The following is a 24,038-nucleotide window of genomic DNA, read 5'->3' as shown; positions in this document are numbered from 1 at the left end:
ATTACTCCTCCTCTGGCGGATACCATGGACGCCCAGAATCTACTGTTCTATCGTGGGCAGTCCTGTAATCCGTTTTAAATATACCTTCAAACTTTGATTCAAAGAGTTCATGATTCAATAAGTCGATGTCATTCTGCTTGTAAGTTCCTTTTTGAAGCCTATCCCATGCTTGAGCAATTTCATAATCGGCTTCAAAACGTCCAACACCATGCTCCTTGATGTGCTCTTTAAAGAATAAATGTTCTTTTATTCTCTGAATCCTATGTTCTGCCATCCCTGTATTTTTGGCAATAGCCTGAACGTCAACATTTGACTTCCTAAAGGATTCATACATTTCATCTGCTTTGTCTAACCGTCTTAGGTATTCATCGACAGAGAGTTCCCTACCACCAGTCTGAACTTTACCCGTCCCCTCACCCCTCGAACTCCCCCGTCCTTTCACCAACCCACTAACTCGCTCGGCCCCTTTCGCTAGCCATGACGCCCCTACCGTGAAAGCTCCGCCCAACACGGCTCCAAACGCAAACGATTCCAGCGCTTTTCCCCCGTCCGGCGTCCGGCCGTCCCACAGCTCCCGGAGCGAGTAGTCGATATACCCCGACGATCCTCCGATAAACATCGCAGAGCCAAGTCCCACGCTCGTTTGGCCTCCCGTCAGCGTGATGACCGATCCTCCGCCGATCCCTGCGGCTGGGCCGAATATCGCTCCGCAGACTGCCCCGATCACAGCCCCCTGAGCGGCGCTTTTGAGGTAGTCGTAAGGACTGCTTGCCTCCCCGTTTATGAGATCGGACGAGGCGGTCATCACGACCCCGCCTATCGCTCCGAGGGCGGCCCCGACTGCCGCTGCTCCAATCACCGCACCCGCACCAAACGTAGCTACCGTCAAAGCCACCGCCCCGACAATCGCCACGGCGGCCAGGACGCAGACTGCCAGCTTTCCCCAGTCAAACTGCGGTTCGGGTGGTGGTGGCGTCCCTTGCTTCGGTTCGTCGTTGTACGGCGGAAACGTCGTCCGGTCCCGCCCTGCCGCATGAACGGCAGTACCTAGAAAGTGATACTCGCTCTCCAGCGCAAATCCGCTTGGTGCACTCGTTTTTTTGACGAGAATCTGGCTTTTCGCCTGGATTACGACTCGTTTCGGGGTATACAGCGCTATTTCTTCCTTGGCGTTCAGCACGAGTTTTTTGTGGCTGGTTAGCGTAATTCCAGTGTTGTCGTCTATCGTCAGCTTCAACGGCTCCTGGCATCCGCTGACGATGTTGATGGCTGTAGGCGACAGCTCCAGCTCGCTTCCGTGCTCCGTGCCGAAATACCGGATGTGCGGGTTGCCTGTTTTCGCACAAATCTTCCCGTTTTTACGGACGCAGCCAAGCACCATCGCCCGTTTGCCCGTCGCATCGGGGAAGTACAAATGGGCGTTCGTACCCACCTGCGGCATGCAGTACATCGCGTTGCCTGTCGGCGGGGCAAAAGGGAATCCATACGCCGTTTCCTGTGACTGCCGCTCGTCTATCTCCAGGTGCAGCTTGACCTCCTCGCCCTTGACCGCCAGCACCTTGCCCTCTAGCGAGACACCAGAGAGCTTCGGGTTGTGGATCGGCTCTTGGCGAATGCCGTCCAGCCGGGACAAACGGTACGTATAGAAAAACAGTCCCTGCTGAATACGGGCATGTACCTCGCTGACCACCATCCGCTTGTTGCGAAACCAGATCTCATCCCCGATCGCATACCGCTCGCCGGACTCGATTTCATAGGTGAAAAAATCGGTATCGTGCAAGCCTGCCGCATCTCCACCTGCTTTTTGATACGCCAACAGGTCTTTGCTTGCTGTATAGGCCGTATCGTTCGGCAAGATATGGCTTTTCCCTTGCGGCATTCCAAAAGAGAACCGCGGTGTTGGCTCCATGATATCACTAACGAGGAGCGCGTGAAAATGGCTGGCCAGCCGCTTGAGCAGCTCCCAATCCGTCTCGTCGTACTGGATGATCGGCTCTCCAATCGGGACTTCATCGCCGATGCTGATGGACACATTGTGACCCGGATACGTCTTGGTGACCTCCTGCACCAGCTCAGCATAAGTCATCTCCACCCTCTGGAAGGAGCGACGTTTTTTGATTACGTCCAGTTGGAAGGTTCCGGACAGCCCTTCCAGTTCAATGACGTACACGTCTTGTGTATGATTGATCTGGACAGAAGTCAGCAAGCCCTTGAAAAGCGTCGTTTCGGCTTCGCCATCACTGTCGTACAGATGAATTTCATCATCTGCGACAGCCTGCAACACGGCGTTTCCCTTTTCACTGTCATCCACGATCCCGCGTACATACAGACGCGCATGCTCGTTAAGCCTCCACTCCACCCGAGCCTCTTCGATTCGTTTGATCCGGTAAGGCGCTGTTACCCGGATACGCTCATACCCTGTCATTCCTTCTCGGCCTCCATTTAGCTTTATTCGTCGTTCTGTCCGTCTGTGAGAAAGCGGATGACACCCTGGTAGCCGCAGATGAGTTGGGAATCGGTCGTAAGGGCGGCTTTGCCTTCTACTCTCGTATCTTCCTTCGCCTTGAGCCAGGGAGCGCAAATAGTAGGCGTGCAAGGCTTTCCGGCAATGTTTTGTCCGTCTTCGGCGATCAGGTAGATGGTGGCGTTGCTTGGATTGGATGGGCTTTGGCAAATTCCGAAATGGGCAATATTTTCACCCGTTTTGTAATCTTCACTATTCATCACAGGTTTTCCGTTCACATACGAGCCGTGGCTGACTGGTAAGTTAATTCGCCGCGCATGGCTGCCACAATTGCAGCACATTTTCGCCCCTCTCACCACATAGCGCGTTCCCTGCATCTTCGGTTCCTCCTTTATTCAACCGGCACTCGTTCCAGCCAGATTCCTGTCAAATCCCGCCGCAGGATGCTCTCGGCCACGTCCAACCGGACGACGATCAGCGGTTTTTCACTCTCCTTGATCCGGACAATCTTTTTGCCGCGCATCTTTTCTTTATGGAGCACCAGCTTTTTGATTCGGCTTTTGCCATGGTGAAACTCGGTACGAGGGCTGAGCACTTCCCGTTCTTCCAAAATGGGGAGGTAGTAGTTTTTCTGCAGCTGGCGGGAGAGGTCGATTAGCGGAGTCAGTTTAAACAAGGTGTCGGGTTCGTAAACTTCCACCACTCGCTTCAGCTTGTCCGACAGCAAAAGCAACTGACGATCCATTATGTCAAGAAAGCTGCTGCCTGCTCCCGCTTTGACGTGAAAGATTAGCGGGTCAGCGATTTTATAAGCACGTGATATTCGCATATCGCGAATGTCGATTTGTTTGTGCACATCCATCAGCAGAGGCACATCTGTATACCGTTCATCTTGTTTCAGCAAAAAGTAGTCCATGATTATGCTCCCGCTCCATTGGTTTCCTTGTCCGCCGGATCAGGATGAGCGTACAGGACTTCGCATTGATCCCGATATTCCCCGGCCAGCAGGCAGATTTTCAAAGATTTGCCCATCTGACGGTAGCCTGGACACTCCAGCAGCATCGGCACCATGCTCTTCATAAATTCCACCGCCAGCAAGTGATACTTGATGGCTTCGCTTTGCTTGATCCGCTCGATATCCATCGATGTGATCTTTCTTGCGTAGGCGGACTTGACCTGCTCCAGCTCCGTCATCCGCCGAAACAAAGGGGCGAAGATGAAGTCCGCTTCCCACGCCACCGTGCATTCTGTCCTGTCCAAAAACCAGTTTTCATCATGCGCATCCAGGCGGTATGCTGCACTGTTCTCCATGATGCTTGTCCGCAAAAAGGAAAAGAAAATGGTGTGAATCTCTCCTTTGCTCCCCTGTTCCTGCTGTCTGGCTGCCTGTGTGCACAGCGCATCGAAAGCTTGGCAAAAGCCGTTCTCGATGCCTGCTTTTTGCTCGCTGTACCGCTGGTCAATCTCGATCAGATCGTACTGCCACCGATCCAACACATGCTTTTGCCAAAAATCGTGCATGGCCGCCTGTTTGTCCATCAGCTTGCTCACTTGATATTTACCTTCGCTCCGCTTAAAGTCACGTCGTCTACGATGCTCAGGGTAGCATCTGCCTGCTTCATATCTATGCCCGCTTCTCCATGAATGAGCACCTTTTCTCCCCCTGTGATTTCAATATCTTCCTTGGCTGTGAGCGTGATTTTCTTGTCGCTGTTGATCTCGATGCCGCCATCGTCTGTCAGCCGCATCAACAGCTTGCCGCTGCCAATAATCTCGATTGCTCCTGGCCGGAAAATGATTTGCTTGCCGTATTTCGTGCTGATGCTTTTGATGGAAGGATCGCTGCGCTTTTGCGGATCAGACGAGAGCAGGTCGACAGAGCTTGCGGCAAAAGCATGCTGCTCTTTTGCATCTGGAAAATACAGCCTCACTTCATCACCGATTTCCGGCATGCAATACCAGCCGCTGCCGTCGGGGGAAGAGTACACCGTGGAATACGGGAACCAGATTGCTTCTTCAACAGTTTGTTTTTGATCGATAGACAGATGTACTTTTACCGAATCTTTGGCCACATCCAAGACCTTGCCAAATAAAGAGGAGCCAGCCAGTTCAGCCAAAGACAATTCAGGCCAGCTCAGCAATCCTTTCTGATCGCGCAACACGTATTGGTTGACCAGGATTCCGTGCTCCATCCTGGTTTCAGCGCTGTATACGTAAAGCGTGCGCCGCTGAAAAGTAACGGTGCTGCACAAATCCAATATTTTGTTGCTGGTGACCTCATAGCTGATCGTATTCTGCTCCGTAAAATCCTGCTTGTCGTTTTCTGCTTTTCGTTTGTATTCCTGCAAATTCTTTTTGATCGTGTAATTGTATTCTTCCAGTTTTTGCGGTTCGCCCGAGTCAGGGATTCCGACAAAATATCTGAGTCCCTTTTGTGTGCAAACTGGCACAAGTGGCGCTTGGAAGTGGGAAGCCAACCGCTTGGCAAACTCCCAATCGGTTTCCTTGTACTGAACTAGCAAGCCCCCGATCTGCTTTCCGCCTGATGCTTCATCGACCACATCGGCCCCAGGATACTGTGCGGTAATTTTGGCAAACAGGTCGCGATAAGCAAGTCGTTTATTTTGGAAAGAACGAGTTTTCTTGGCAATGTCCATCTGGATCGTTGTGCTGTAGGCCTCAATGACGATGTGCCTTACGTCTCTTACAGATTGGACAGACAATTTGGTAACGACACCTTGAAACAAAACGCGTTTCCTCGCTCCATCCTGAACATACAGCTCTATTCTTTCGTTCTCATCCGCCTGTTCGACGTACTGGTCGAGCTTTTCCTCAGGCACGATTCCACTGAGGGTGAGTTTGCTATGTTCGTTTAGTTGTCTGCTCAGGTGCAATTGTGTCATTTTTTCGAATTGGTAGGGCGATACGAAAAGGTCGGCATACGTAAAGACGGTTTGGCTCATCCTTGCTCTTCTCCCTTATCCGCTTCTGTGACGCTTACTGTCCTCATGACTTGAAAAGCAATTTCCCGCCAGTCTTCATACTCGGCGTAAGGACAAGCAAACGTGCCCATGACCATTTTTCCTTCCAGCGCCAGAAAAAACATGAGGTGATACAGGAAGCCATCCAGTGCCGGGCTTTTAAACTCGAAGTAGCCAATTTGCTTTTCGCCCACGGTTTCTACCCCGTCTGTATAGAAAACATTTGCCGGATTGGCCTTTTTGATTGCCGCTTTCATTCCTGCCGTCAGTTGCTTGACCCACTGGTCCTGCAAGTCTTGGTCAATCCGACTCAACGTGAAGTTGATGCTGCCACTCTCATCACTTTTAATAATCTGCGGGCGCTGCTGGTACGGATATTTGAGCGAACGCAAGTGCTCAGGCATGTCCACAAAATCTTTGGGGATAGGCAAGCAGACCTTGTTGTCCCAAAATGCCTGCTGCTCAAACTCGTAGAAGCGGCTTCCCACTCTGACGGGTCCATCGCAAATCACAAGAGGCACACTCGCTTTTTCCGCTTCATTCAATACCGCCAGTATCTTTTCATCCATATGTCCCATAACCCGTATCACCTTTTCTCTATGGAATCCTATTTAAAATCCTAAATAAAGAAAAAAATACATATTGTACCATTCGTTTTCTTTTATCTGTATCGGAACTTTCCCAAGTTCGCTTCACCGTAAAATAGAAAAAAGGAAAACCCATCGTGAGTAGAATGGGCTGCATGAAACTAAAAATGCCAAAACAGGACGAGCTTTAACAAAACGGCTTGCTTTCAAGTGAACTCGAAAGAATATACTTTGTATATGGCATGCCAATCAGCACAATGCTTGAAATTGCCGAGCTAAAGGGCCAAGGGGATTCGACACTAACGGAAAGGAGGTTGCTTGTATGAGCAAGCCATACCGTGTTTTCCTAACATTTTTATGAATATTCAGAATGATAAACACCAAGCTTGGCGTAGTCGGTATTTTACCGCAGATTTCCGAGCACTATCAAATCAGCCCTTCGCAAGCAGGACTGCTTGTAAGCTCGTTTGCCTTAATCATCGCCATCTTTGCCCCGAATTATGTGGCGTTATTGCTGTTCCGAATCGCGCCTGGCTTCACTCTTACCAAACGCAAAGGCTGTCCCGAGGTTCAAATGTCCCTATCAGACAGCCTTCGCTTATGTTTATCCCGATACTTACGGCTCTTACCTCTTATTCCTCAAAAACAATAACCCGAACGCGGACAAGATGCCTAATCCGGCAGCGCCATACGTGTTGATGAGCACTTTCCGTTCCCCCGTTCCCCAGTACAGCAGCCCGTGCAAGGTCAACGAAACGACACAAAGCAAAAATGTCCATTTTACTACTTGCTTCATCGTCGATCTGCTCCTCCCGTCCGCTACTGTAGCACATCGACACGCTCGATATTGCGAATCGACATAAACGCGACCGCCGCTCCGAGTAATGCAAGGCCAATCGGCACCGCTATGATGGAGTATAAAGTGAAGCCGTTGACGTTCTGGCAAACGAGCGTCACCACGAAAATCGATGACACGATGGTGGCCGCGCCTGATTTCTTGCGCATGCCGAAGTAAAGCGGAATCAGGCTTAAAAAGCTGGTCGCCAGCGCACTCATGACGACCGTCAGCAGTCCTTTGGCTGCGACAGGCAACGTGAGCGGCTCTGAAACAACGGGCATAAACAAATTAAATACATAAAATCCAGCGCCAACAAACAGGTTTGTCGCAATATCGGCAATCAGCGTAAACAGCACGACGACAAGCAGCTTGGCGGCGATAAGCTTTTTGCGATTGATCGGGTACATGAATAGCACCATGATCGATTTGTTGCGGAACTCGTCAATGACAAGCCGTGAAATGAGCACTGCCGCGAAAACGATAAACGTTCCTCGAATAAACGTATCTATGACGGAAAACGCCATGTCATAACTTTTAAAAGACATATCTTGTTTCATTTCCGCGTCAAGACTGATCAAGCAAATAAAACCCAGAATCACGACGTTGGCAATGATCGCCCCCCGTATATAAGACCATAGGCGAAGTTTGCGCATTTCGAGCTTCATCAGTTTAAGCAACTACCCCACCCCCACCCAGGATAGAGAGGAAATAGTCCTCAAGTGACCCTTTTTTCTTATGAACCGCTTCGATCGCGACATCGTGCAGCACCAAAACCTTCATCAGCTCACTTTGTGGAATGCGGCTATCGTAAATGCGGACTTGGCCTTCGTCGGTGATGCGCACGTTGGAAATATGCAAATGGTTCTCAAGTATGTAAGCCGCCTTACTGCTTTCGTTCGTTGTAATTTCAACATATTCTGCCGTTTGCCTGGCGACTTGTTCCATCGAAACCTCCTGCAACAGCTTTCCCTCGTTCATGACTGCAATCGTGTCAGCGATCAGCTCGATTTCACCAAGAATATGGCTTGAAATGACAAGCGTCATCCCGTACTGCTTGCACAGCATTTTGAACAGATCGCGAATCTCCTTGATGCCTAACGGATCGAGGCCGTTAATCGGCTCATCGAGGATAAGCAGCTCCGGTTTCGTCATGATCGCCCGCGCGATGCCAAGTCGTTGCTTCATCCCAAGCGAAAATTCCTTGACCGCTTTCTTGTCAATCCCGTTCAAATTCACCAGATCAAGCGCCTCGTCGATCGACTTTTTGTTATGGTAGCCCATGTATTCACCATGCAGCTCCAAGTTTTCGTGAGCCGTCAGTTTTTCGTAAAAAATCGGGTTTTCAATGATCGTACCCATCCGTCCCAACAAATGGTACGAATGATCGGTCAGCCTTTCGCCGAAAAGTTCGATTTCGCCCGCCGACGGCTTCACCAGGTTGGTAATCATTTTCATGACGGTTGTTTTGCCTGCTCCATTTGGGCCGAGCATGCCGTATATTTCGCCTTGCTTGATGTTCAAATTGACGTTGGAAACAACTTCCTTGCCCTTATAAGCCCGGGTCAACTGCTTCGTCCTTGCGATATGCGTCATCGTTCGATGCCTCCCTCGTTCTTTACAGGCTTTATTGTAAGCATCGAAATTTGCTTATTCCTTACCTGATTCTTACAAATTCCTTAATCAGTGAATGCGATTCGTTTCAGCTTGACGGTAAACATCGTTTTTTCATAAGGCTTGCTCTGGATGCGAATCGTTCCTCCCTGCGCTTCGACAAGCCGTTTCGTAATCGTCAGCCCGAGACCGCTGCCTTGATACGCTTTGTTGCGGGAGTCTTCCAGCGTGTACATGCGCTCGAACACCCGATCTTGATGCATCTCATCGATCCCTTTGCCCTGGTCCCATACGTCCACGTACACGAACTCGTCGTCGCCCCGCAATGTTAGTCCGACGGCCCTTCCCTCCCCGCCATGCTGAATCGCATTGGCAATCAAATTGTTCAGGACACGATCCAGCGCTTCCTCGTTCCCCCATGCAAGCAGCGGCTTGTCCGGAATGTCGATAACGACTTCGAAGCCTTTGACCGTCAGGGTGTCGTAAAAAGCCAGCATGTTTTTTCCGCAAACGTCGTTCATGTGAATCCCGGAAAGGGAAATCGGCTTGTCTCCCGACTCCAGCCTGGCCAAATCAAAAAACTGGCGGATCAGCTCCAGCACCTCATTTGCCTTGGCGTGCACCTTGGTCAACAAAACTTTTCTTTCTTCGGCGTCCATATCCGGGTCCAAATTGATCGTTTCGATGTAACCAAGCACAACGGTAAGCGGCGTCTTCAAATCGTGCGAAATGTTCGAGAGCATTTTTCGCATCGACTGCTCCATCTTCAAGAAATTCGCCGTCCTGTGCTGGTTGTGCTCCAACAAATGATTGATTGCGATCAAGACTGGTATCAAGGCGCGATCGTCCGTAAAAACGAGCAACTTCTCGCTTGTGTCTCCCGCGATAATTTCGTTTAATTTGTTATGCATTTTCTCCAGGTTGGAGCTTCTTGCTCGATAAGCACGGTATTGAATGGCAATCACTACAGTCAAAATCACAACGAGTACAGCCAGCGCGATCACCATGTCAGTTGCCTTCCCACTTGTAGCCGATGCCCCACAGCGTCTTGATATACTTGGGTTCGGACGGGTTGTCTTCGATTTTTTCCCGCAACCTTCGGATGTGGACGTTAATGACGTTTTCGTCGCCGTAATATTCGTCATTCCAAATAAAACCGTACAGCTGCGCTTTCGTGAACACGCGATTCGGATTTGTGGTGAACAGCTTCAAGATTTCAAATTCTTTGGCCGTCAGTTTCAGGTCAACATCGTTTTTCGCCACTGAAAAATTGTCCAGATCAATGCGCAGCACGTCAAATGTCAGCACTCTGGCCGCTCCAGACGCCTGTTCTGTTGCTTCGGTGGCGATTTGTCCGGCAGTCGAATACGTCGTGGCACGACGAATCGCCGCTTTGATTCGGGCTGTCACTTCAATGAGCGAAAACGGCTTCGCGATATAATCGTCAGCCCCGAATCCAAGCCCGATCGCCTTGTCGACATCGCTGTCCTTCGCCGACATGATGAGAATCGGCACCGAACTTTTTTCGCGGATCAGCTTAATTACCTCGATGCCGTCCAGTTTCGGCATCATCACATCGACAATGACGATATCGAAAGCCTTTTGCCGAAACAGAGAAATCCCCTCCAAACCATTAAACGCCTCCGAGACGTCGTAGCCTTCTTTGACCAAATAATTACGCAACATTTCCACGATCTGGGTATCGTCTTCTATTAACAATATGCTGTGCGGCATGATGCTCCCTCCTAAAATTTCCATCGTGAAAATTATAGCCCGGTGCAAAGAGGATGCATAGAATTTGCGTAAAAATGGAGTGGACCTCTCACACAGGCAATACAACCGTCGAAAAAGCAAAAAAACAGCCAGCACAGAGCGGCTCTGCAATGGCTGTTGACAACGAATGCTGGGTGATTAGCGGTTCATGAGGCGTTTATCAGAAAGAGCTTACTCTATTCATGCATCCGCAATCCGCAAAAAAAGAACCCCACCTTTTGGATGGGGCTTAACTTAAACTGGATTGATTACTTCCAACTCAAACGATACCGATCCGCTTCCCCCTTTCCCATCATTTGCGGTAAGCGTTATGACTGCAACACCAGGCGTCTTTGCTGTAACCAGAATCCTTGTACTTGTATTCGGTTGGCCATTAATATCAGTAAAACTCTCCTGACCGATTGCTACGTCCACAATAGTGGAATTACTAGAAGAAACTGTGTAAGTCAAGCTGTCCCCATCATCATCAATAAGCCAGCTTTTTTCCGGCTTTTCGTTAATTCCCACCACCATATACATCCCGGGAATGTTTGCAGGAAAGTATTCACGCTGGCCAATAAAAGCATTTGTGTTCACTCTTGGCGCATGATTGCTAGTCTCGTCTTGAACCTTCTCTATCTCTCGGTTGTATAACGAGCCTACACCGTACAGGCGTCTTTCAACGCATACGGCGTGCCATCAGCGGATGCGACATGTACTTTTTACAACGGGCGTTGATAGAGTAACAAAAAGGATCAAGATTTTCGCCTAACTAAGGTTAGGGATTTGGGTGTTAAACATTAGAACCACAATATGTTCGATTGTCATGCTTACTCGTCCCTCCCCAATCTGTTCAAAATCTGTCTACCGATCTTCTTATTTCTACAACCAGTTCTCACACGTAATACTTGATTTAACTTGGTTCATTTCTAGAAGCGCTACCAAATGGGTTAACTTTCGTTAGCAGACACCATTGAAGGCGTGGCGTATGTTAAAGTTGCCCGTTGTAAAATTTCTCTTTTATCTGTTGATGGAACGCCGTGTGCGATGAAAGTCGCCCGCACGGTGTAGGCTCGTTCGAATGCCTTCGATTAGAGAAGGAAATAAGGCGAGAATAGCGATATAAAACCAATTGATGATGTCGTCATTTCTGGGTCTGGTTGGCATGTGTCTCATGGAAGATTTGTCGATTTTTACTACACCGCCCCACAGGACGCCGCATCTGAAAAAGTCTTACAGTCTACGGACAATGGAGAAACTTGGGAGGATGCTTACCTGCCATTAGGAATTAAATCCGCCTCCGTTAATGGGATTCCCAAGCATACTGTACGTGCTGCTCAGCTAGAGGCAGGAAAAACTTATCTATTTAAGGTTGTCATTACAGGTGGCAAGAACGAAGGCGAATCAAATGTTATTACTCAAACAGTCATGTAATCCATCAACAGCCCCCGGGGATAATCCGGGGGTTATTTTTATCGCTTGGACTACGTTTGTACAAGTCGTGTGAAGTGCTAGAATGCCTCTTTCAGAAGCATTTCTGTCACTAACCATTTGTGTGCTTCTCTTTGCTGCTTGTGATATGAAAAGAAATTTATTAGAAAACGATGAAACCATAAGTAAGATCGGGGTAGCGCCAACAAACCGCACCGAAGAACTCCTGATCACTATATGCAAGCGGTATCAGCGAGCCTAACGTTCTGATTTTCCGCAAAATTCCCCATCTATACTTCTTCATGCCTCTTACCTCCCGAAAAACTTACTCGTTTTCTTCTACCGCCCTCCGCAATTTATAGGGAGGTGATTACTATGATTAAATCTATCAAAAATTTGTTCGAACGCTTTAATTGGGTTTTGAGAGTGCTATATTTCACTGTTCGGGTTTGACTTCCGGAATCCGATTTTCAACGGGAGAGCAAAACGGAATCGGTCGCTCGGCAGCGCGCAGGCGTTCGTTGTCGAATTGGCGCTTGCAGACAGGACATTTCGCGAACGACTGAAAACGTACATGATTGGCGGCGGGGCCAGATTCGTTTACATGTCAGATTATATGGATAGGTACTGACATAATCAAAAACCCGTCTCCTCAAAACGGGGACGGGTCAGCTATTTCTTGAATGCACTCCGGCACATCGTTTTTTTGGACTACCTACTATAGAAGGAACCGGGTATGCTCGCATCTGAGCAGGGTCGTATGGAACAAGCAGCGACTGTAAGAGATCAGCGTCGTAGTGCTCTCGATTCAGCCACAGAGCCTCGTCCTGCTGGCGAAGTATCACTGGCATGCGGTCGTGGATGTCCCGGACTACCTCGTTCGGCTTGGTGGTAATGATAGTGCAGCTATGTAGCTTCTTGCCTGCTGGATTGGTCCATGTATCATACAGGCCCGCAAACGCAAACGGTTCTTCCGTCTTCATCATGATCCGCGTCGGTTGCTTGCCACCTGCTCGCTGCTGCCATTCGTAAAATCCATCGGCTGGAACAATGCACCGCTTCCGCTCATACAGCCGCCAGAAGGCGGGCTTCTCCGTCAGCGTCTCGGCGCGGGCGTTGATCATTTTAAATTCGTTCTTCTCATCCTGTGCACACGAGGGAACTAATCCCCATTTCAACTGTCCGAGTCGACGCTTACCTTGATCAGAGATAATAGCTGGGATTAATTGACCCGGTGCGATATTGTATCGTGGCTGCATATTTGGAACCTTGCATTCCATAACTCAAGGTTGGTCACTAGCGTAAAACGTCCGCACATACTATCACCTCTTAGTACAATCATAGCCGAATCGCAGCTTGGTATACCAGCTCTAAGCAGTCAGAATGAAATCAACAAATACTGGTGATAGCAGCATGCGCTTAGATTCCTGTGGAATCAAGGCCAGATGAGAACATACATCGCCACTTTGTATTATTTAACATATTAAAAATCGAGTATTTATTCGGATTAATTTCTGAATATTAATAATTTACTTTTTGATTGCAAATGAAATTTTGTTGGGTATAATTAAACAAAATGGAATTTTTTAATATATATACCTATATTTACCCTTGTCTTTCAAGCTACTATTTGCACAGGAATAGGTAGAAATAATAACTGGGAGAGATTTAAATTAATGAAACACTTGAAGCGAATTTTAACCTTTACTCTTGTTTTAAGTATCATTTTTACCGGAGTCTTTAATTCTTCATTAGCTTCGGCACAGATGGTCAACATTAGTGAATCACCTGATGAAGTGATTCTTGATGATCCAACTATATATGATGGGAAACCGTCCTCTAATAGTCAGCAGCGCGCTTCGTTAAGAAGTGAAAATCCTCTTATGGATCATGTAAAAGTACTAGCATTTTTTTCTGCTATGCGCGGCTATATAACTTACTTTGAAAGAGAAGTCACAAAAAAAATTGTAAATAAAGTAACAAGGGCTGTAAAAGATCTAGTTGAGGAATATGGTGTTGATAAATTATCATGGAAGGGCCCTAAAAAAAGCAGTTTCAACGACGATAACCATACGTTATTTATTCTGTCTTATGATAGAGTCCAAATTCTTCGTGTTGACATGAAAGTTCTTAAAAAACCAAAACAAGGGTATGTAGGTAATATTCATATGCATGTTCAACCTGATATGAGTGAACATATAGACATTGTCGATGTTGAGTTCGGTAAAGACATACCGAGTTTTCCATGGTAGAATTTAATTAATTTTCTATTCCTGTGCAATCATTGGTTTAAAAATATCTAAAAATAAATTCTGGAGGACCTATAGTGTCTAGTGAACAATCCTATATTAGATATGGATGTGATCTATTATTTGAGGATCATCCTAACTATAATGATATTAAAAAAATTGTTATAGACGTTACAGGTAACGATAGAAAGCTTTTTAATGAATCAAGTATTTTTAGAAAAGAAGAAATCGGTATCAAACTAAAATTAAAATTAACACCTTCATCTGTTGCTCAGTTACGAGAAAAGTTAAGTATTATCAATGTTAGGTTTGATGAGGTTTTTTATAGAGATTTACGGCATTACCATCTGGAAATCGATCAAAACGGGACAGAACATGTGGGCATCGCCATTGAATTAGAAGATGATTCGTGGGATCTTTACTATGAGGAAGGCTCATTGGAAGAGAAGTTAAGGCAATCAGATGAATACCCTGGTGTAGAGGGCTATGGATTCCTGCTTGGAAAAATTAAAGCATCCGAAATTAAGCAAGCCCCTGAAATTTTCAAAAAGATTGTACTTATGATTTCCGAATAATAATTGTTACTTCAATAACCCGTCCCTATTTGAGGGGACGGGTTATTTATTAACCAGAAATAAAATAATACTGGTGATGGCATCATACCACTCTTTGTCCAGTTCCGTATTTTGACGCTTGCTTTAATCTGTCTCTGAATGTAAACATACTCGCGAACCTCGCCAGTGACAATTGATTTTGATACGCCATAGAATGCCTCTCAAATGAGAAGGCTTAAATCTTACTTTTCACAAGCAACTCCGTCTTTGTCACGATCTAACTTTGCTCTATAACCAGGCTCTCCCCTATACAGAGGAGCAGCACCTGCAGCCTTTGCTTCGCTACAATTCGCATAGTACACTTCCTGAACTGGCTGCGGTGTAGTGACCGGGGCTGGTTGAGTGTTTTCTTTCGGCTTGGACACAGTTGTTTGTGCTTTGGTAGATGCCGGCTCATTTTTCTTAATAACATCCGGATGGTAACCATCTTCTTGGGCATAGTTCTCTACGGACCAAATACCAAGCCCTGCCTTTTGCGCCTTTTCTTGAATCGCCTTGCCTTATACTGATCAACGTATTTTACGTTTGGTGGAGCGGCTACACTGAATTGGACAATTCTCTTAGGGTCTAGTAGATTGAAATCAAATCGACATGGAACGGAGAGAATGTCATGGGGAAACGTGAGCGTCGGTCATTTACAGATCAATTCAAACAGCAGATGATTCAGCTTTATGAAAATGGCAAACCACGTGCAGATATTTTGAGAGAATATGATCTGAGTGCATCTGCGTTTGACCGTTGGGTCAAATAGAGTAGAACCACAGGTTCCTTCAAAGAAAAGGACAACCGAACAGAGGAACAAAATGAACTCATGGCGTTGCGTAAGGAAAATCAACGGTTGAAGATGGAGAACGATATTTTAAAGCAAGCAGCGCTGATCTTCGGACGAAAATAATAGTGATCCGGTACAATGCACATAAATACCCCGTGTCTGCCATGTGCACCATCCTCAAGGTGAATCGGAGTACCTACTATTATGAAAGTAGCCAGCAGCCATCTATCGATGATGAGGTGGAGCAGGCAATCATCCATATTTTTGATGAGAATCAGCGCGTGTATGGAACCAGAAAGATCAAGGCAACCCTGCAAAAAGAAGGATGGATCGTTTCCAGACGGCGGATTGGACGCTTGATGAAAAAGAATGGTCTTGTATCGGCGTATACAGTTTCCCAGTATAAACCGCATAAGTCACCGTGTAACGATTCACCAATCCAGAATGAACTGAACCGCGAGTTTACCAATCGTACGATTGGTGACGTCGTCCGTACATTCAACATCAAGCGCTCGCTAAGCATGAAAGGCTGCCCCTATGACAATGCAGTCGCAGAAGCAACTTTTAAGCTGATTAAAACGGAGTTTGTCAAGAATCGAAGATTTGGGTCACTCGCACAGTTGAAGCAGGAACTAGGGGCATACGTGAAATGGTTTAACGAAACAAGAATTCACTCGATATTGGGGTATTTGAGTCCACTCGTTTACAAACAGAAAGCACTTAAGAAATCTGTCTAGTTTGGTGTTGACAGTCCATTTGCTCCTTCATCTTGGACACCTCATCAAGCCATACACCGTCCCCCCCTTACCGACAAGCGTTTTCAGATTGTCCACCGACTTGAACTGGATCAGCACCCAACCTTTCAGCCAAATACGATTCTTTGACGCATCCCAGCTCTCAATCATTTCTTCCGGGATAACTGCTGCCAACTCTTCCTGCTGGATCTCAGACATGGCGTAAGTTGGTGATATACACCAGTATTCGAGGCGGGGCTTTGACTTTTTCATGACTTTCAGGTTACGCGGAGGCTTGTACGGAAGACCCTTACCTCGCTCCCAGTCAGCCAGAATGTTATCGAAGAACTTCCGCGCCCCTACGTTGGTTTTGCCTCCACGTCTCCCACAATTCATGACGATGTTTCTGACGGTGGACTGCATGACTTCAACTTGTTTAGCGTGCGTGCGGTGTCCAACCCTCGAACGGACCAACGCAACCACCTCTGCACTACAACTTACGTTGGGCGCTCGTCATCATCAGACTGGAGCTTATCCAATTCAAGTGCCAGCTTCTCCACCCGCACTCGCTGCTCTTCAGTCATGAAGCCAAGGTATTTTTCGAGCTTCTCCAGAGCCTTCATTTTGTCGTGCAGCTTGATGCTAACACCGTCTTTGCCCTGTTTTACTTCACTGATGACTATGCCGTCGATACTCTCGCTTTCCTTGAAGTCAGCTTAGTTCACTATTTTCGTTACTGGATTGCCTTCAACCTTTGTCATCGGCCCGAACATGGTCATGACCGGGACTTCTTTTTGTCCGATCTCTAGTAGATCAGTAATGTCCGCAAACGCAATCTTCATGTACTCCGCAATGATGCGTTGAACATCAAGCCCTAAATCATCAGCCATCGCTTCCTTTTGCCGCTTTATCTCAGCTTGAATCTGGGGTTTTCTCAGGTTTTCCCACCCCGTCTTCTTCCTGTAGCCAACAGCTATAGCATCTCTGGTAGCGTTGAAATCACGAAGGTACTCCAAAAAAAGCCTCTGCTTTTCAGTCAGAGCCACGTCTTCGTCATCTATTTCCAGTGGCGGTTCACAGCGTTCCGTTGGGGGAAGTATCGGAAATTTTCGGCGGAATATCAAGGCCTGTTTTAAAAACACCTTGCGCGGTGCGCTACCCTCGTAGGGACCAACCACCCCGTTCCATCTGCTCGATGAGACGTGCTGCTCGTGTGTACCCAATACGCATGTGACGCTGTAACAAGCTGGCTGAAGCCATTGGCGCCTCTACGGCGATGCTCACTACCTGATCGTATAACTCGTCTGCTTCCGGCTCATCCTCGATGACTGGAGGCTCTTGCAGCTTATCTACCGACAACGACCACTTGTCTTTGTTCTTCCAGCCCCGTATCGTTCCTTCGGATATACCCAATCGATCCGCAATATTCTTTAGCTTGATTTCGCCGTTGGCTTGCTCCCAAATCTCATATGCCTTGTCTCGGTTGGGGTCTCTTGCTCGTGCCACTACATGGTCACCACCACCATTGTTTGAGTTGTTTTGCAAAAGAAAAAGCACCTCATTGGGTGCCAAAAAATACTTAGCGTTTCTTGTTTCTTTTTATCCATTGTTGTAAATCATCCGTCTTTGCCGCCCATTGGTTAAGCGACTCCTCGTCTTCAATTACGGCCACAATTACTGGAGGCTCATTTTGATATGGCTTTTCCAATATAACGACCCCGCCACTTTGAATCATTTGCCTTGCACGATTGACAACATAATTAACTTCATCTTCTTCGTTGAGAACCATTGCATCAAAAAAGCTAGTTGTACCAATTATGAAGCTTGATTTGTTCTCAAAAGTCCCGCTTTGATATTTTATCTGGTACATGCCTTATCACCTCCCTCCAGTAACTTCTTCAGAAAGGCCAATTATCCTACAACTTTCAACCGACATTTCCCGACATTTAGAAGGGGAACTGATAAATAAAGCAGAACTTTAGACCTACCAAAGAATTAAGAGGTGATGTTCACATGACTTACTATCCAATCTTGAGAAATTCAGCTTCAGAAATGAATGCATATTTCAATTTGAAGGAGGAGACCAAGGATTCAATTGTTCCGATTATTGAATCAAAAAGAATTAGTTCCAAAAATAAAAAGACGTGGTGGACGTCTTTTAAAACATTGGGTACGTATCTGTCGGGAAAACTTCAAAACAGAGAATTCATCTATGACTTTAAACAAGCATACGACATTATTGGTGATCCTGAAGATGCACTCTTAACAGAAGATGAACAAAACATTATTAGCTATTGTTCAGAAAAACTGATTCAACAAGGGCTCGATTTTATTCCTTGTTTCCACTATGATTCCCCGGATTGGTATGTGGAAGCCATAAAGGACCAAGGACTCAATAAAATAGCAGTGCGTGTACGTTGCAATTCATTTGATAGCACACTTGATCCATTTATCTATAAGCGGATTGAAGGGCTCTTGAGTACTCACTTTACTATGATGGACAAGGTAATTATCATCATAGATTTTGCTGACAAGTATCAAGGATACAAAAGAATTAAAAACGCTGTAGAAACATACTCAAAATTAGAAAACGCTATTACTTTGCTGGCATTAACCTCTTGTCCTGCAAATAGTGATGGTGTATCTGCAGCATCAATCAAAGAAGCATCACCAAGGGATGACATTAATACTTATTTTGAATTACTGGATGAATTCCCTGATTTGCATTTTGCTGATTACACCGTTCGTCTTGCACCTGAGCCTGAGGAGGGTAAGAACATCGACTACTACAACACCTATCTAAAAATCTTTTACACCACCGCAGATTTTTACATGATAGGTAAATCTACTCTATTAAAAGATGGTGGTGTTGAAAGCTTCGTTGATGTGTGCAAAACAATTGTCGAAAGTGACTACTACTCAGGCAGAGACTTTTCTGTTGGAGATAGTGCTATTTATGAATGTTCAGTTGGTGATTTGGAAATCACCAACCACGCAAAGCCAATAGAATTTGGTATTAATCACCATATTGAATTTGTAACTGATCAATTAGAGATTCGTTAGTCTCTCCAATGCTCTCGTGTTTTTAAGGAATGGTAAACGAATTCTTTAATTACTTTGGTGTTGTTGTCTCTTAAAAATAACTCTAGTAGCTTTTGTTTGCGTAGTTTTTTCAGTTTCTTAGGATAACCAAGAACATCTATAAGTTTTTCTAGTTCATCTTTCCAAAGAAGTTTTAATAAAAGCTCCTTATCTTGGGACGTCTGCCGGCGTCCTTTTCTTTTATTTATAAGTTTTACTTCCCCGTCCTTACTCTTTACAAGGGTGATACCCCACCAATTTGGAACACTTTCTTTAACTTCTTCATAATACTTTTCATCTACTACAATTGTTAAGCGTTCAAACAAGCGATTATAATATTCCATTTGCTTTGGCAACCGCTTAAGGGTATCACTCTCACTCTTTATTTCATATCCGTGTAATATTCCGTTCACAACCGCAACATCAACTCTGGAGGCACCAAAATCAATGCCTAATTCGTTAATAATTCTCGTCTCAGGTTCGTCTTTGTAAACTGATGACAGGCGCTCCAGCAGTACCTCCCTAACGTCTTGATCTCGTAACTTCTCCATACTTCATCCCATTCCCTAGTTATAATTGACTTAGTTTATTTAGACGTTGTCCATGTTATTCCTGCCTTGATAGTGCCGCCTCTTTCTTCCTTTTAGTAGTAATCTATTCGCAATATAGAAATTAGAGCAGTTTTTTCCTTGGCTCTTCTATGCATCGCCATACGAGAAGAAATCCGCCCCGTTCCTAAGGCGGTAGGAGGGGTTTGCGAAAGAAAAAGGCCTTTCTTAAATTAGGTGGCATCTGCACGACAAAAAATAGCCTCATCCGATAAGGAAAAGGCCGTTCATCACACGCTCCGATATTTTTTGCTGCGCACGCTTGATGTGAGGGTCCACGCTGCGTTGGATATGCCGAGCGGTTTAGCCACCTCAGCATGCGAGAAGCACTGGCCTTATGCCATGACATAGCATTCTCGTTCCCACTAACTCAGCTCGCACAGCGCGTCCTTAAGCCACTCAGTAATATTTGCTGGGCTGCCAGCCGTACTGTGTGCGACAAATGCCTGCATGCGGATCAGGTCCATTAACTTTTCGCGTTGGTAAGCAGCGCGCCGTTCGATTCCTCTTTTGTTGCCCGGACGGCGACCGCTCTCCAACCACTCAATGACCCATTCGACATCTCCACGCATCTCACGGATCAACTGGCGCTCTGCCATGGTTTCCTCGTTTCCGGCTTGCGTTGGCGCTCCGTTGCGCGCTCCAGATGATCCTCGAAGCTGATCGGCTCGTTCTCTTTTCGCTTTTTGAACTGCAGGATGTCTCGAATCTTTGCCATGGCTATAAGTTTCTCTTGCCGTTTGTTTGCTGTCTCCAGCTTCATGATCTGTCAATTAAGCTCAATGCGGTCAAAATGGTGTTCTTTTCTTAACCTATCGACCTCCGCTTCTGCTGCCTGCGCCCGCTCGATCCAATGCAGCAGCGATTCGCGGGCTTCGGCGATGAATCGAGCGTTAGCTGTATGATTTCGCATGACTTCTTCGTCTCTGTACCAAAGTTGGCAAACCCACTCATACGCTGATGCTCCTGGGTTTGTTGTAACCTCGGAAGCAAGCCAACCAAGCCAACTCGTATTTGCGTACCAAGGACCATCAGTAGCAGCCTTGCATACCGCCAGGTCTTTTCCGTCGTCACGCATGGCCTATCACTCCCGTCGCCTTCAGGAACACTAGGCATATTGCATACGGCGCCGCAGTGATGTCGCTCACGTAATATTTCCGATCACACGGGCCATCGCAGGCTACACCAACGTACCCTTTAAGAGATGGTTCAAACCATAACCAAATGTCGCTTCTGCGTGCTTCCTCCATCAGTACGCCCATGCCTTCCCAAGACGTTGAAAAGTGGGGAATCGGTGTATATCCGTGTCATCATGCACACTCACGACTTGCCACACCAACGCCTCCGCCACTTTCACATCCAACTCACGTCCCACTTACTTCAGCGCCCCGCTGTGAGAAGGACTTTCGATCAACCCAAGTTCCGACTCCTGCTCGCTATTTTGCGCTTTGAGATGCCTTATCTCCTTGCAAACTGAGAGCATCATCTACGCATTTGGATGGCCTTCGTTTTCCGCGAAGTCGTTAAGCTCTGCCAGAATCTCTTTGCTTGCTGCGATTGAGTCGATGAGAAGTTGTTTTTTGTCCATCACCTGCCCACCTCCAGCAGCTCCGGGTTTTCGTTGATGTTGCCGATGACTTCGATTGAATCATCAACGTATTCCAACAATCCATCTGAGATACCGCGAATGGCTACGCCAGCCTTCAGCCTCTTTACACCCCAAAATCTATCGTGATCATATTAGGGTAATTATCAGTCTGGAAGATATCCCCCTCAAAAATCTCCTTGCCGTTCTTGTCGGGGAGACCAGAGATTTGCCCCACTGATGCTGGATCGACTTCATATTTCTCGATGGAGCAATCGCGCACATCAATTTTGCCCGTCAAAATGTAATGAATTTGCAGCACCGGAATGATCCAGATGTAGCCGTATTCACTCACCGTTGTCTTTCTGTTTGCCCCGAAACTTGATCTCGCGCCCTGCTTTCCCTTGCATCCCGTTCCCCTCCTATGGCGCCAGATCGCTCATGACCTGCGCGCAATCTTCTCAAATGCCTTGCTCGTCATCCAATGGCAGCAGCTCTTTGTGGACCGTCAACACCAAACTAGACAGATTTCTTAAGTGCTTTCTGTTTGTAAACGAGTGGACTCAAATACCCCAATGTCGAGTGAATTCTTGTTTCGTTAAACCATTTCACGTATGCCCCTAGTTCCTGCTTCAACTGTGCGAGTGACCCAATCTTCGATTCTTGACAAACTCCGTTTTAATCAGCTTAAAAGTTGCTTCTGCGACTGCATTGTCATAGGGGCAGCCTTTCATGCTTAGCGAGCGCTTGATGTTGAATGTACGGACGACGTCACCAATCGTACGGTTGGTAAACTCGCGGTTCAGTTCATTCTGGATTGGTGAATCGTTACACGGTGACTTATGCGGTTTATACTGGGAAACCGTATACGCCGATACAAGACCATTCTTTTTCATCAAGCGTCCAATCCGCCGTCTGGAAACGATCCATCCTTCTTTTTGTAGGGTTGCCTTGATCTTTCTGGTTCCATACACGCGCTGATTCTCATCAAAAATATGGATGATTGCTTGCTCCACCTCATCATCAATAGATGGCTGCTGGCTACTTTCATAATAGTAGGTACTCCGATTCACCTTGAGGATGGTGCACATGGCAGACACGGGGTATTTATGTGCATTGTGCCGGATCACTGTTATTTTCGTCCGAAGATCAGCGCTGCTTGCTTTAAAATATCGTTCTCCATCTTCAACCGTTGATTTTCCTTACGCAACGCCATGAGTTCATTTTGTTCCTCTGTTCGGTTGTCCTTTTCTTTGAAGCAACCTGTGGTTCTACTCTGTTTGACCCAACGGTCAAACGCAGATGCACTCAGATCATATTCTCTCAAAATATCTGCACGTGGTTTGCCATTTTCATAAAGCTGAATCATCTGCTGTTTGAATTGATCTGTAAATGACCGACGCTCACGTTTCCCCATGACATTCTCTCCGTTCCATACCGATTTGATTTCAATCTACTAGACCCTAAGAGAATTGTCCAATTCAGTGTAGCCGATCCATTGTCACCTTTACAGTTGATGCATGTGCCATAGTGCCAGTTCCAGAGTCCTTGCTTGCCTACTGCTGTAACCGGATCGATCGGCTTGACGTCGGCCCTTTTCCAAACAAACCTTCCTCGCTCAAACCAGCCAAAGATTTTTTCCTGTCCGTCAATCGGTACCATAGCGTCGTCTGAATCACGATAGGCCGCTACCTGGCCTGTACCTGGGGTAACGATCCGTAGGCACTCTTTGAGGGTGGCTGTCGCTACCACCGCGCCTGTTGGCAGGTTGTCCGCCGTGTATCCATGACTCGCCAGCACGATGCGAAAAGGCTCCTGCTGGCACACTTCCTTGTCCACCTTTTGGCGGCGTGGATCGCGAAGGGGGCCACTGTACTTTGTGGCCCAGCTCCGAGTCTCAAGACGTTTCTCACCCAAAGCGATCAGCGTCGCCCAAGGTTGATGTATGGTAAGTGCTTTCAAGCAGGTTCCTCCTGTCTTAGTCTCTCCACCATCGCAACATAGCGATCGAAGTGTTTCTCGATCAGCCCCTTAGCGTATTTTACGGCTCGTTTGTAACGAGTATCGCGAACAATCCTTGCCCCTGAAACAATATCAGAGACTGTCCAGCGACCTTGGTAGTGAGCTATGAAAAACTCGTATCCCTGGTATTGAAAAACTGGGTTCACCAACGATAGTTTTCCAAACTCGTTTGCCACCTTCATTTACGACGATTTTGTACTCGCGCGGATTCCTGAGTTTCCTGATCGCCTGTTCCTTTTCCCGTCTTGGTTTGCGGTTGCTACGCTGCCTTTTGGGCTTATCTTTGTGGTTGAGTTCAAAATACTGGTGATATTTCTCCATATCAATGCCTATCCACGCCTGCAACTCCTGCCAACACTGATCAAAGAACTTTTTATGCCCTTCTCCGAGGCTCATGTTGCCCCAACTCTCAATTTGGTCGTACCACCATGGCTGCCACTCTGTAACGTATTTCTTGGCTATATGGTCACTAATCGTTTTGTCGACGCACCGGAAGTGACTGGCTTCAGCTTTGTAAAATCACCGCTGTTGATCTTTCGCGCTACGATTTTGAGAATTTTTTCCCACTGATGCTTCTTCATGCCTCTTACCTCCCGAAAAACTTACTCGTTTTCTTCTACCGCCCTCCGCAATTTATAGGGAGGTGATTACTATGATTAAATCTATCAAAAATTTGTTCGATCGTTTTGTTTGGGTTTTGAGAGTGCTA

General features: G+C 46.8%; 27 protein-coding genes and 4 pseudogenes. 4 read left to right on the top strand and 27 right to left on the bottom strand.

Annotation, left to right across the window (positions count from 1 at the left end; all coding sequences use genetic code 11):
• Position 1: 1 nt before the first annotated feature.
• The 13 genes from EDM60_RS29180 to EDM60_RS14245 all read right to left on the bottom strand — a co-directional run bounded on the left by EDM60_RS29180 (position 2) and on the right by EDM60_RS14245 (position 12,923).
• The gene (locus EDM60_RS29180; RefSeq protein ID WP_229049741.1) at positions 2-2,425 is read right to left on the bottom strand and encodes a hypothetical protein; all 2,424 of its coding nucleotides are present in this window, start codon (positions 2,423-2,425) and stop codon (positions 2-4) included.
• A 23-nt stretch (positions 2,426-2,448) separates the two neighbouring features.
• The gene (locus EDM60_RS14300) at positions 2,449-2,841 is read right to left on the bottom strand and encodes a DUF4280 domain-containing protein (RefSeq protein ID WP_122964570.1); all 393 of its coding nucleotides are present in this window, start codon (positions 2,839-2,841) and stop codon (positions 2,449-2,451) included.
• 14 nt (positions 2,842-2,855) lie between these two features.
• Positions 2,856-3,380 (bottom strand): hypothetical protein, encoded by a 525-nt coding sequence (locus tag EDM60_RS14295; protein ID WP_122964569.1) that lies wholly within the window; start codon positions 3,378-3,380, stop codon positions 2,856-2,858.
• 2 nt (positions 3,381-3,382) lie between these two features.
• The gene (locus tag EDM60_RS14290) at positions 3,383-4,015 is read right to left on the bottom strand and encodes a hypothetical protein (protein WP_122964568.1); all 633 of its coding nucleotides are present in this window, start codon (positions 4,013-4,015) and stop codon (positions 3,383-3,385) included.
• The gene (locus EDM60_RS14285; protein ID WP_122964567.1) at positions 4,012-5,427 is read right to left on the bottom strand and encodes a phage baseplate assembly protein V; all 1,416 of its coding nucleotides are present in this window, start codon (positions 5,425-5,427) and stop codon (positions 4,012-4,014) included. Before EDM60_RS14285 ends, EDM60_RS14290 begins: the two co-directional genes overlap by 4 nt.
• Positions 5,424-6,023, bottom strand: a complete 600-nt coding sequence (locus EDM60_RS14280) for a hypothetical protein (RefSeq protein WP_122964566.1) — start codon at positions 6,021-6,023, stop codon at positions 5,424-5,426. Before EDM60_RS14280 ends, EDM60_RS14285 begins: the two co-directional genes overlap by 4 nt.
• Positions 6,024-6,657: 634 nt before the next feature.
• Entirely contained in the window at positions 6,658-6,828 is a 171-nt protein-coding gene (locus EDM60_RS28640) for a hypothetical protein (protein ID WP_167470301.1), read from the bottom strand.
• A 23-nt stretch (positions 6,829-6,851) separates the two neighbouring features.
• Positions 6,852-7,547, bottom strand: coding sequence for an ABC transporter permease (locus EDM60_RS14270; RefSeq protein ID WP_229049742.1), 696 nt, complete (start codon positions 7,545-7,547; stop codon positions 6,852-6,854).
• Positions 7,540-8,463: an ATP-binding cassette domain-containing protein gene (locus EDM60_RS14265; RefSeq protein WP_122964565.1), complete on the bottom strand. Its 924-nt coding sequence runs from the start codon at positions 8,461-8,463 to the stop codon at positions 7,540-7,542. The genes EDM60_RS14270 and EDM60_RS14265 overlap by 8 nt, the downstream gene beginning before the upstream one ends.
• 83 nt (positions 8,464-8,546) lie before the next feature.
• On the bottom strand, positions 8,547-9,488 hold the full coding sequence (locus EDM60_RS14260; RefSeq protein WP_122964564.1) for a sensor histidine kinase: 942 nt from the start codon (positions 9,486-9,488) through the stop codon (positions 8,547-8,549).
• A gap of 1 nt (position 9,489) precedes the next feature.
• Complete coding sequence (locus tag EDM60_RS14255; RefSeq protein ID WP_122964563.1) at positions 9,490-10,215, bottom strand: response regulator transcription factor; 726 nt, start codon at positions 10,213-10,215, stop codon at positions 9,490-9,492.
• Between the two features lie 273 nt (positions 10,216-10,488).
• Positions 10,489-10,761: a hypothetical protein gene (locus EDM60_RS14250; protein ID WP_141254198.1), complete on the bottom strand. Its 273-nt coding sequence runs from the start codon at positions 10,759-10,761 to the stop codon at positions 10,489-10,491.
• Positions 10,762-12,332: 1,571 nt separating this feature from the next.
• Positions 12,333-12,923, bottom strand: a complete 591-nt coding sequence (locus EDM60_RS14245) for an SOS response-associated peptidase (RefSeq protein ID WP_341867779.1) — start codon at positions 12,921-12,923, stop codon at positions 12,333-12,335.
• A gap of 417 nt (positions 12,924-13,340) precedes the next feature.
• On the opposite strand from EDM60_RS14245, the gene EDM60_RS14240 reads away from it, so the two are divergent.
• Positions 13,341-13,916, top strand: a complete 576-nt coding sequence (locus EDM60_RS14240) for a YpjP family protein (protein WP_122964561.1) — start codon at positions 13,341-13,343, stop codon at positions 13,914-13,916.
• A 74-nt stretch (positions 13,917-13,990) separates the two neighbouring features.
• Complete coding sequence (locus EDM60_RS14235; RefSeq protein WP_122964560.1) at positions 13,991-14,488, top strand: hypothetical protein; 498 nt, start codon at positions 13,991-13,993, stop codon at positions 14,486-14,488.
• A gap of 221 nt (positions 14,489-14,709) precedes the next feature.
• On the opposite strand, the pseudogene EDM60_RS29175 reads toward EDM60_RS14235, so the two are convergent.
• Positions 14,710-14,829, bottom strand: a pseudogene (locus EDM60_RS29175) (excalibur calcium-binding domain-containing protein); the annotation flags it as partial.
• A gap of 308 nt (positions 14,830-15,137) precedes the next feature.
• Between EDM60_RS29175 and EDM60_RS14220 the strand changes: the two are divergent.
• Positions 15,138-16,036 (top strand): annotated as a pseudogene (locus EDM60_RS14220) (IS3 family transposase).
• Between the two features lie 27 nt (positions 16,037-16,063).
• Here the strand turns inward: EDM60_RS14220 and EDM60_RS14215 are convergent.
• From EDM60_RS14215 to EDM60_RS14200, 4 genes and pseudogenes are all read right to left on the bottom strand, one after another.
• The gene (locus EDM60_RS14215) at positions 16,064-16,456 is read right to left on the bottom strand and encodes a hypothetical protein (protein WP_244226805.1); all 393 of its coding nucleotides are present in this window, start codon (positions 16,454-16,456) and stop codon (positions 16,064-16,066) included.
• Between the two features lie 74 nt (positions 16,457-16,530).
• Positions 16,531-17,079: pseudogene (locus EDM60_RS29170) on the bottom strand (terminase small subunit).
• A gap of 109 nt (positions 17,080-17,188) precedes the next feature.
• Positions 17,189-17,539, bottom strand: coding sequence for a DNA translocase FtsK (locus tag EDM60_RS29530; protein ID WP_307723386.1), 351 nt, complete (start codon positions 17,537-17,539; stop codon positions 17,189-17,191).
• A 73-nt stretch (positions 17,540-17,612) separates the two neighbouring features.
• Complete coding sequence (locus EDM60_RS14200; RefSeq protein ID WP_122964557.1) at positions 17,613-17,903, bottom strand: hypothetical protein; 291 nt, start codon at positions 17,901-17,903, stop codon at positions 17,613-17,615.
• A 143-nt stretch (positions 17,904-18,046) separates the two neighbouring features.
• On the opposite strand from EDM60_RS14200, the gene EDM60_RS14195 reads away from it, so the two are divergent.
• Complete coding sequence (locus EDM60_RS14195) at positions 18,047-19,096, top strand: beta family protein (protein WP_122964556.1); 1,050 nt, start codon at positions 18,047-18,049, stop codon at positions 19,094-19,096.
• Here the strand turns inward: EDM60_RS14195 and EDM60_RS14190 are convergent.
• The 9 genes and pseudogenes from EDM60_RS14190 to EDM60_RS29430 all read right to left on the bottom strand — a co-directional run bounded on the left by EDM60_RS14190 (position 19,093) and on the right by EDM60_RS29430 (position 23,910).
• Positions 19,093-19,665 (bottom strand): sce7726 family protein, encoded by a 573-nt coding sequence (locus tag EDM60_RS14190; RefSeq protein WP_122964555.1) that lies wholly within the window; start codon positions 19,663-19,665, stop codon positions 19,093-19,095. The genes EDM60_RS14195 and EDM60_RS14190 overlap by 4 nt on opposite strands.
• Positions 19,666-20,087: 422 nt before the next feature.
• Positions 20,088-20,321 (bottom strand): hypothetical protein, encoded by a 234-nt coding sequence (locus tag EDM60_RS28930; RefSeq protein WP_174769229.1) that lies wholly within the window; start codon positions 20,319-20,321, stop codon positions 20,088-20,090.
• On the bottom strand, positions 20,303-20,440 hold the full coding sequence (locus EDM60_RS28635; protein ID WP_167470289.1) for a hypothetical protein: 138 nt from the start codon (positions 20,438-20,440) through the stop codon (positions 20,303-20,305). The genes EDM60_RS28930 and EDM60_RS28635 overlap by 19 nt, the downstream gene beginning before the upstream one ends.
• Positions 20,441-20,491: 51 nt before the next feature.
• Positions 20,492-20,800, bottom strand: coding sequence for a hypothetical protein (locus tag EDM60_RS14180; RefSeq protein ID WP_122964554.1), 309 nt, complete (start codon positions 20,798-20,800; stop codon positions 20,492-20,494).
• A 634-nt stretch (positions 20,801-21,434) separates the two neighbouring features.
• The gene (locus EDM60_RS14175) at positions 21,435-21,662 is read right to left on the bottom strand and encodes a YopX family protein (RefSeq protein WP_122964553.1); all 228 of its coding nucleotides are present in this window, start codon (positions 21,660-21,662) and stop codon (positions 21,435-21,437) included.
• A 164-nt stretch (positions 21,663-21,826) separates the two neighbouring features.
• Positions 21,827-22,724: pseudogene (locus EDM60_RS14170) on the bottom strand (IS3 family transposase).
• Positions 22,673-23,269 carry an ASCH domain-containing protein gene (locus EDM60_RS14165; RefSeq protein ID WP_122964552.1) on the bottom strand — a complete coding sequence of 199 codons (597 nt, stop codon included), beginning with the start codon at positions 23,267-23,269 and terminating at the stop codon, positions 22,673-22,675. The pseudogene EDM60_RS14170 and the gene EDM60_RS14165 overlap by 52 nt, the downstream one beginning before the upstream one ends.
• Before the next feature lie 132 nt (positions 23,270-23,401).
• On the bottom strand, positions 23,402-23,725 hold the full coding sequence (locus tag EDM60_RS14160) for a hypothetical protein (RefSeq protein ID WP_122964551.1): 324 nt from the start codon (positions 23,723-23,725) through the stop codon (positions 23,402-23,404).
• Positions 23,726-23,787: 62 nt separating this feature from the next.
• Positions 23,788-23,910, bottom strand: a complete 123-nt coding sequence (locus EDM60_RS29430) for a hypothetical protein (RefSeq protein ID WP_279635077.1) — start codon at positions 23,908-23,910, stop codon at positions 23,788-23,790.
• Positions 23,911-24,038: the final 128 nt, after the last annotated feature.

It is taken from the genome of Brevibacillus parabrevis (genome assembly GCF_003710905.1).
Classification (GTDB): domain Bacteria; phylum Bacillota; class Bacilli; order Brevibacillales; family Brevibacillaceae; genus Brevibacillus; species Brevibacillus parabrevis.
This window is presented reverse-complemented; position numbering and strand designations above follow the sequence as displayed.

What these genes read in the sequence shown, in the direction of transcription:
- EDM60_RS29180 (WP_229049741.1), bottom strand. Translation starts at nt 2,425, where the DNA reads ATGACAGGGTATGAGCGTATCCGGGTAACAGCGCCTTACCGGATCAAA.
- EDM60_RS14300 (WP_122964570.1), bottom strand. Translation starts at nt 2,841, where the DNA reads ATGCAGGGAACGCGCTATGTGGTGAGAGGGGCGAAAATGTGCTGCAAT.
- EDM60_RS14295 (WP_122964569.1), bottom strand. Translation starts at nt 3,380, where the DNA reads ATGGACTACTTTTTGCTGAAACAAGATGAACGGTATACAGATGTGCCT.
- EDM60_RS14285 (WP_122964567.1), bottom strand. Translation starts at nt 5,427, where the DNA reads ATGAGCCAAACCGTCTTTACGTATGCCGACCTTTTCGTATCGCCCTAC.
- EDM60_RS14280 (WP_122964566.1), bottom strand. Translation starts at nt 6,023, where the DNA reads ATGGGACATATGGATGAAAAGATACTGGCGGTATTGAATGAAGCGGAA.
- EDM60_RS28640 (WP_167470301.1), bottom strand. Translation starts at nt 6,828, where the DNA reads ATGAAGCAAGTAGTAAAATGGACATTTTTGCTTTGTGTCGTTTCGTTG.
- EDM60_RS14265 (WP_122964565.1), bottom strand. Translation starts at nt 8,463, where the DNA reads ATGACGCATATCGCAAGGACGAAGCAGTTGACCCGGGCTTATAAGGGC.
- EDM60_RS14260 (WP_122964564.1), bottom strand. Translation starts at nt 9,488, where the DNA reads ATGGTGATCGCGCTGGCTGTACTCGTTGTGATTTTGACTGTAGTGATT.
- EDM60_RS14255 (WP_122964563.1), bottom strand. Translation starts at nt 10,215, where the DNA reads ATGCCGCACAGCATATTGTTAATAGAAGACGATACCCAGATCGTGGAA.
- EDM60_RS14245 (WP_341867779.1), bottom strand. Translation starts at nt 12,923, where the DNA reads ATGCAGCCACGATACAATATCGCACCGGGTCAATTAATCCCAGCTATT.
- EDM60_RS14240 (WP_122964561.1), top strand. Translation starts at nt 13,341, where the DNA reads ATGAAACACTTGAAGCGAATTTTAACCTTTACTCTTGTTTTAAGTATC.
- EDM60_RS14215 (WP_244226805.1), bottom strand. Translation starts at nt 16,456, where the DNA reads ATGCAGTCCACCGTCAGAAACATCGTCATGAATTGTGGGAGACGTGGA.
- EDM60_RS14200 (WP_122964557.1), bottom strand. Translation starts at nt 17,903, where the DNA reads ATGTACCAGATAAAATATCAAAGCGGGACTTTTGAGAACAAATCAAGC.
- EDM60_RS14195 (WP_122964556.1), top strand. Translation starts at nt 18,047, where the DNA reads ATGACTTACTATCCAATCTTGAGAAATTCAGCTTCAGAAATGAATGCA.
- EDM60_RS14190 (WP_122964555.1), bottom strand. Translation starts at nt 19,665, where the DNA reads ATGGAGAAGTTACGAGATCAAGACGTTAGGGAGGTACTGCTGGAGCGC.
- EDM60_RS28930 (WP_174769229.1), bottom strand. Translation starts at nt 20,321, where the DNA reads ATGGCAGAGCGCCAGTTGATCCGTGAGATGCGTGGAGATGTCGAATGG.
- EDM60_RS28635 (WP_167470289.1), bottom strand. Translation starts at nt 20,440, where the DNA reads ATGGCAAAGATTCGAGACATCCTGCAGTTCAAAAAGCGAAAAGAGAAC.
- EDM60_RS14180 (WP_122964554.1), bottom strand. Translation starts at nt 20,800, where the DNA reads ATGCGTGACGACGGAAAAGACCTGGCGGTATGCAAGGCTGCTACTGAT.
- EDM60_RS14160 (WP_122964551.1), bottom strand. Translation starts at nt 23,725, where the DNA reads ATGAGCCTCGGAGAAGGGCATAAAAAGTTCTTTGATCAGTGTTGGCAG.
- EDM60_RS29430 (WP_279635077.1), bottom strand. Translation starts at nt 23,910, where the DNA reads ATGAAGAAGCATCAGTGGGAAAAAATTCTCAAAATCGTAGCGCGAAAG.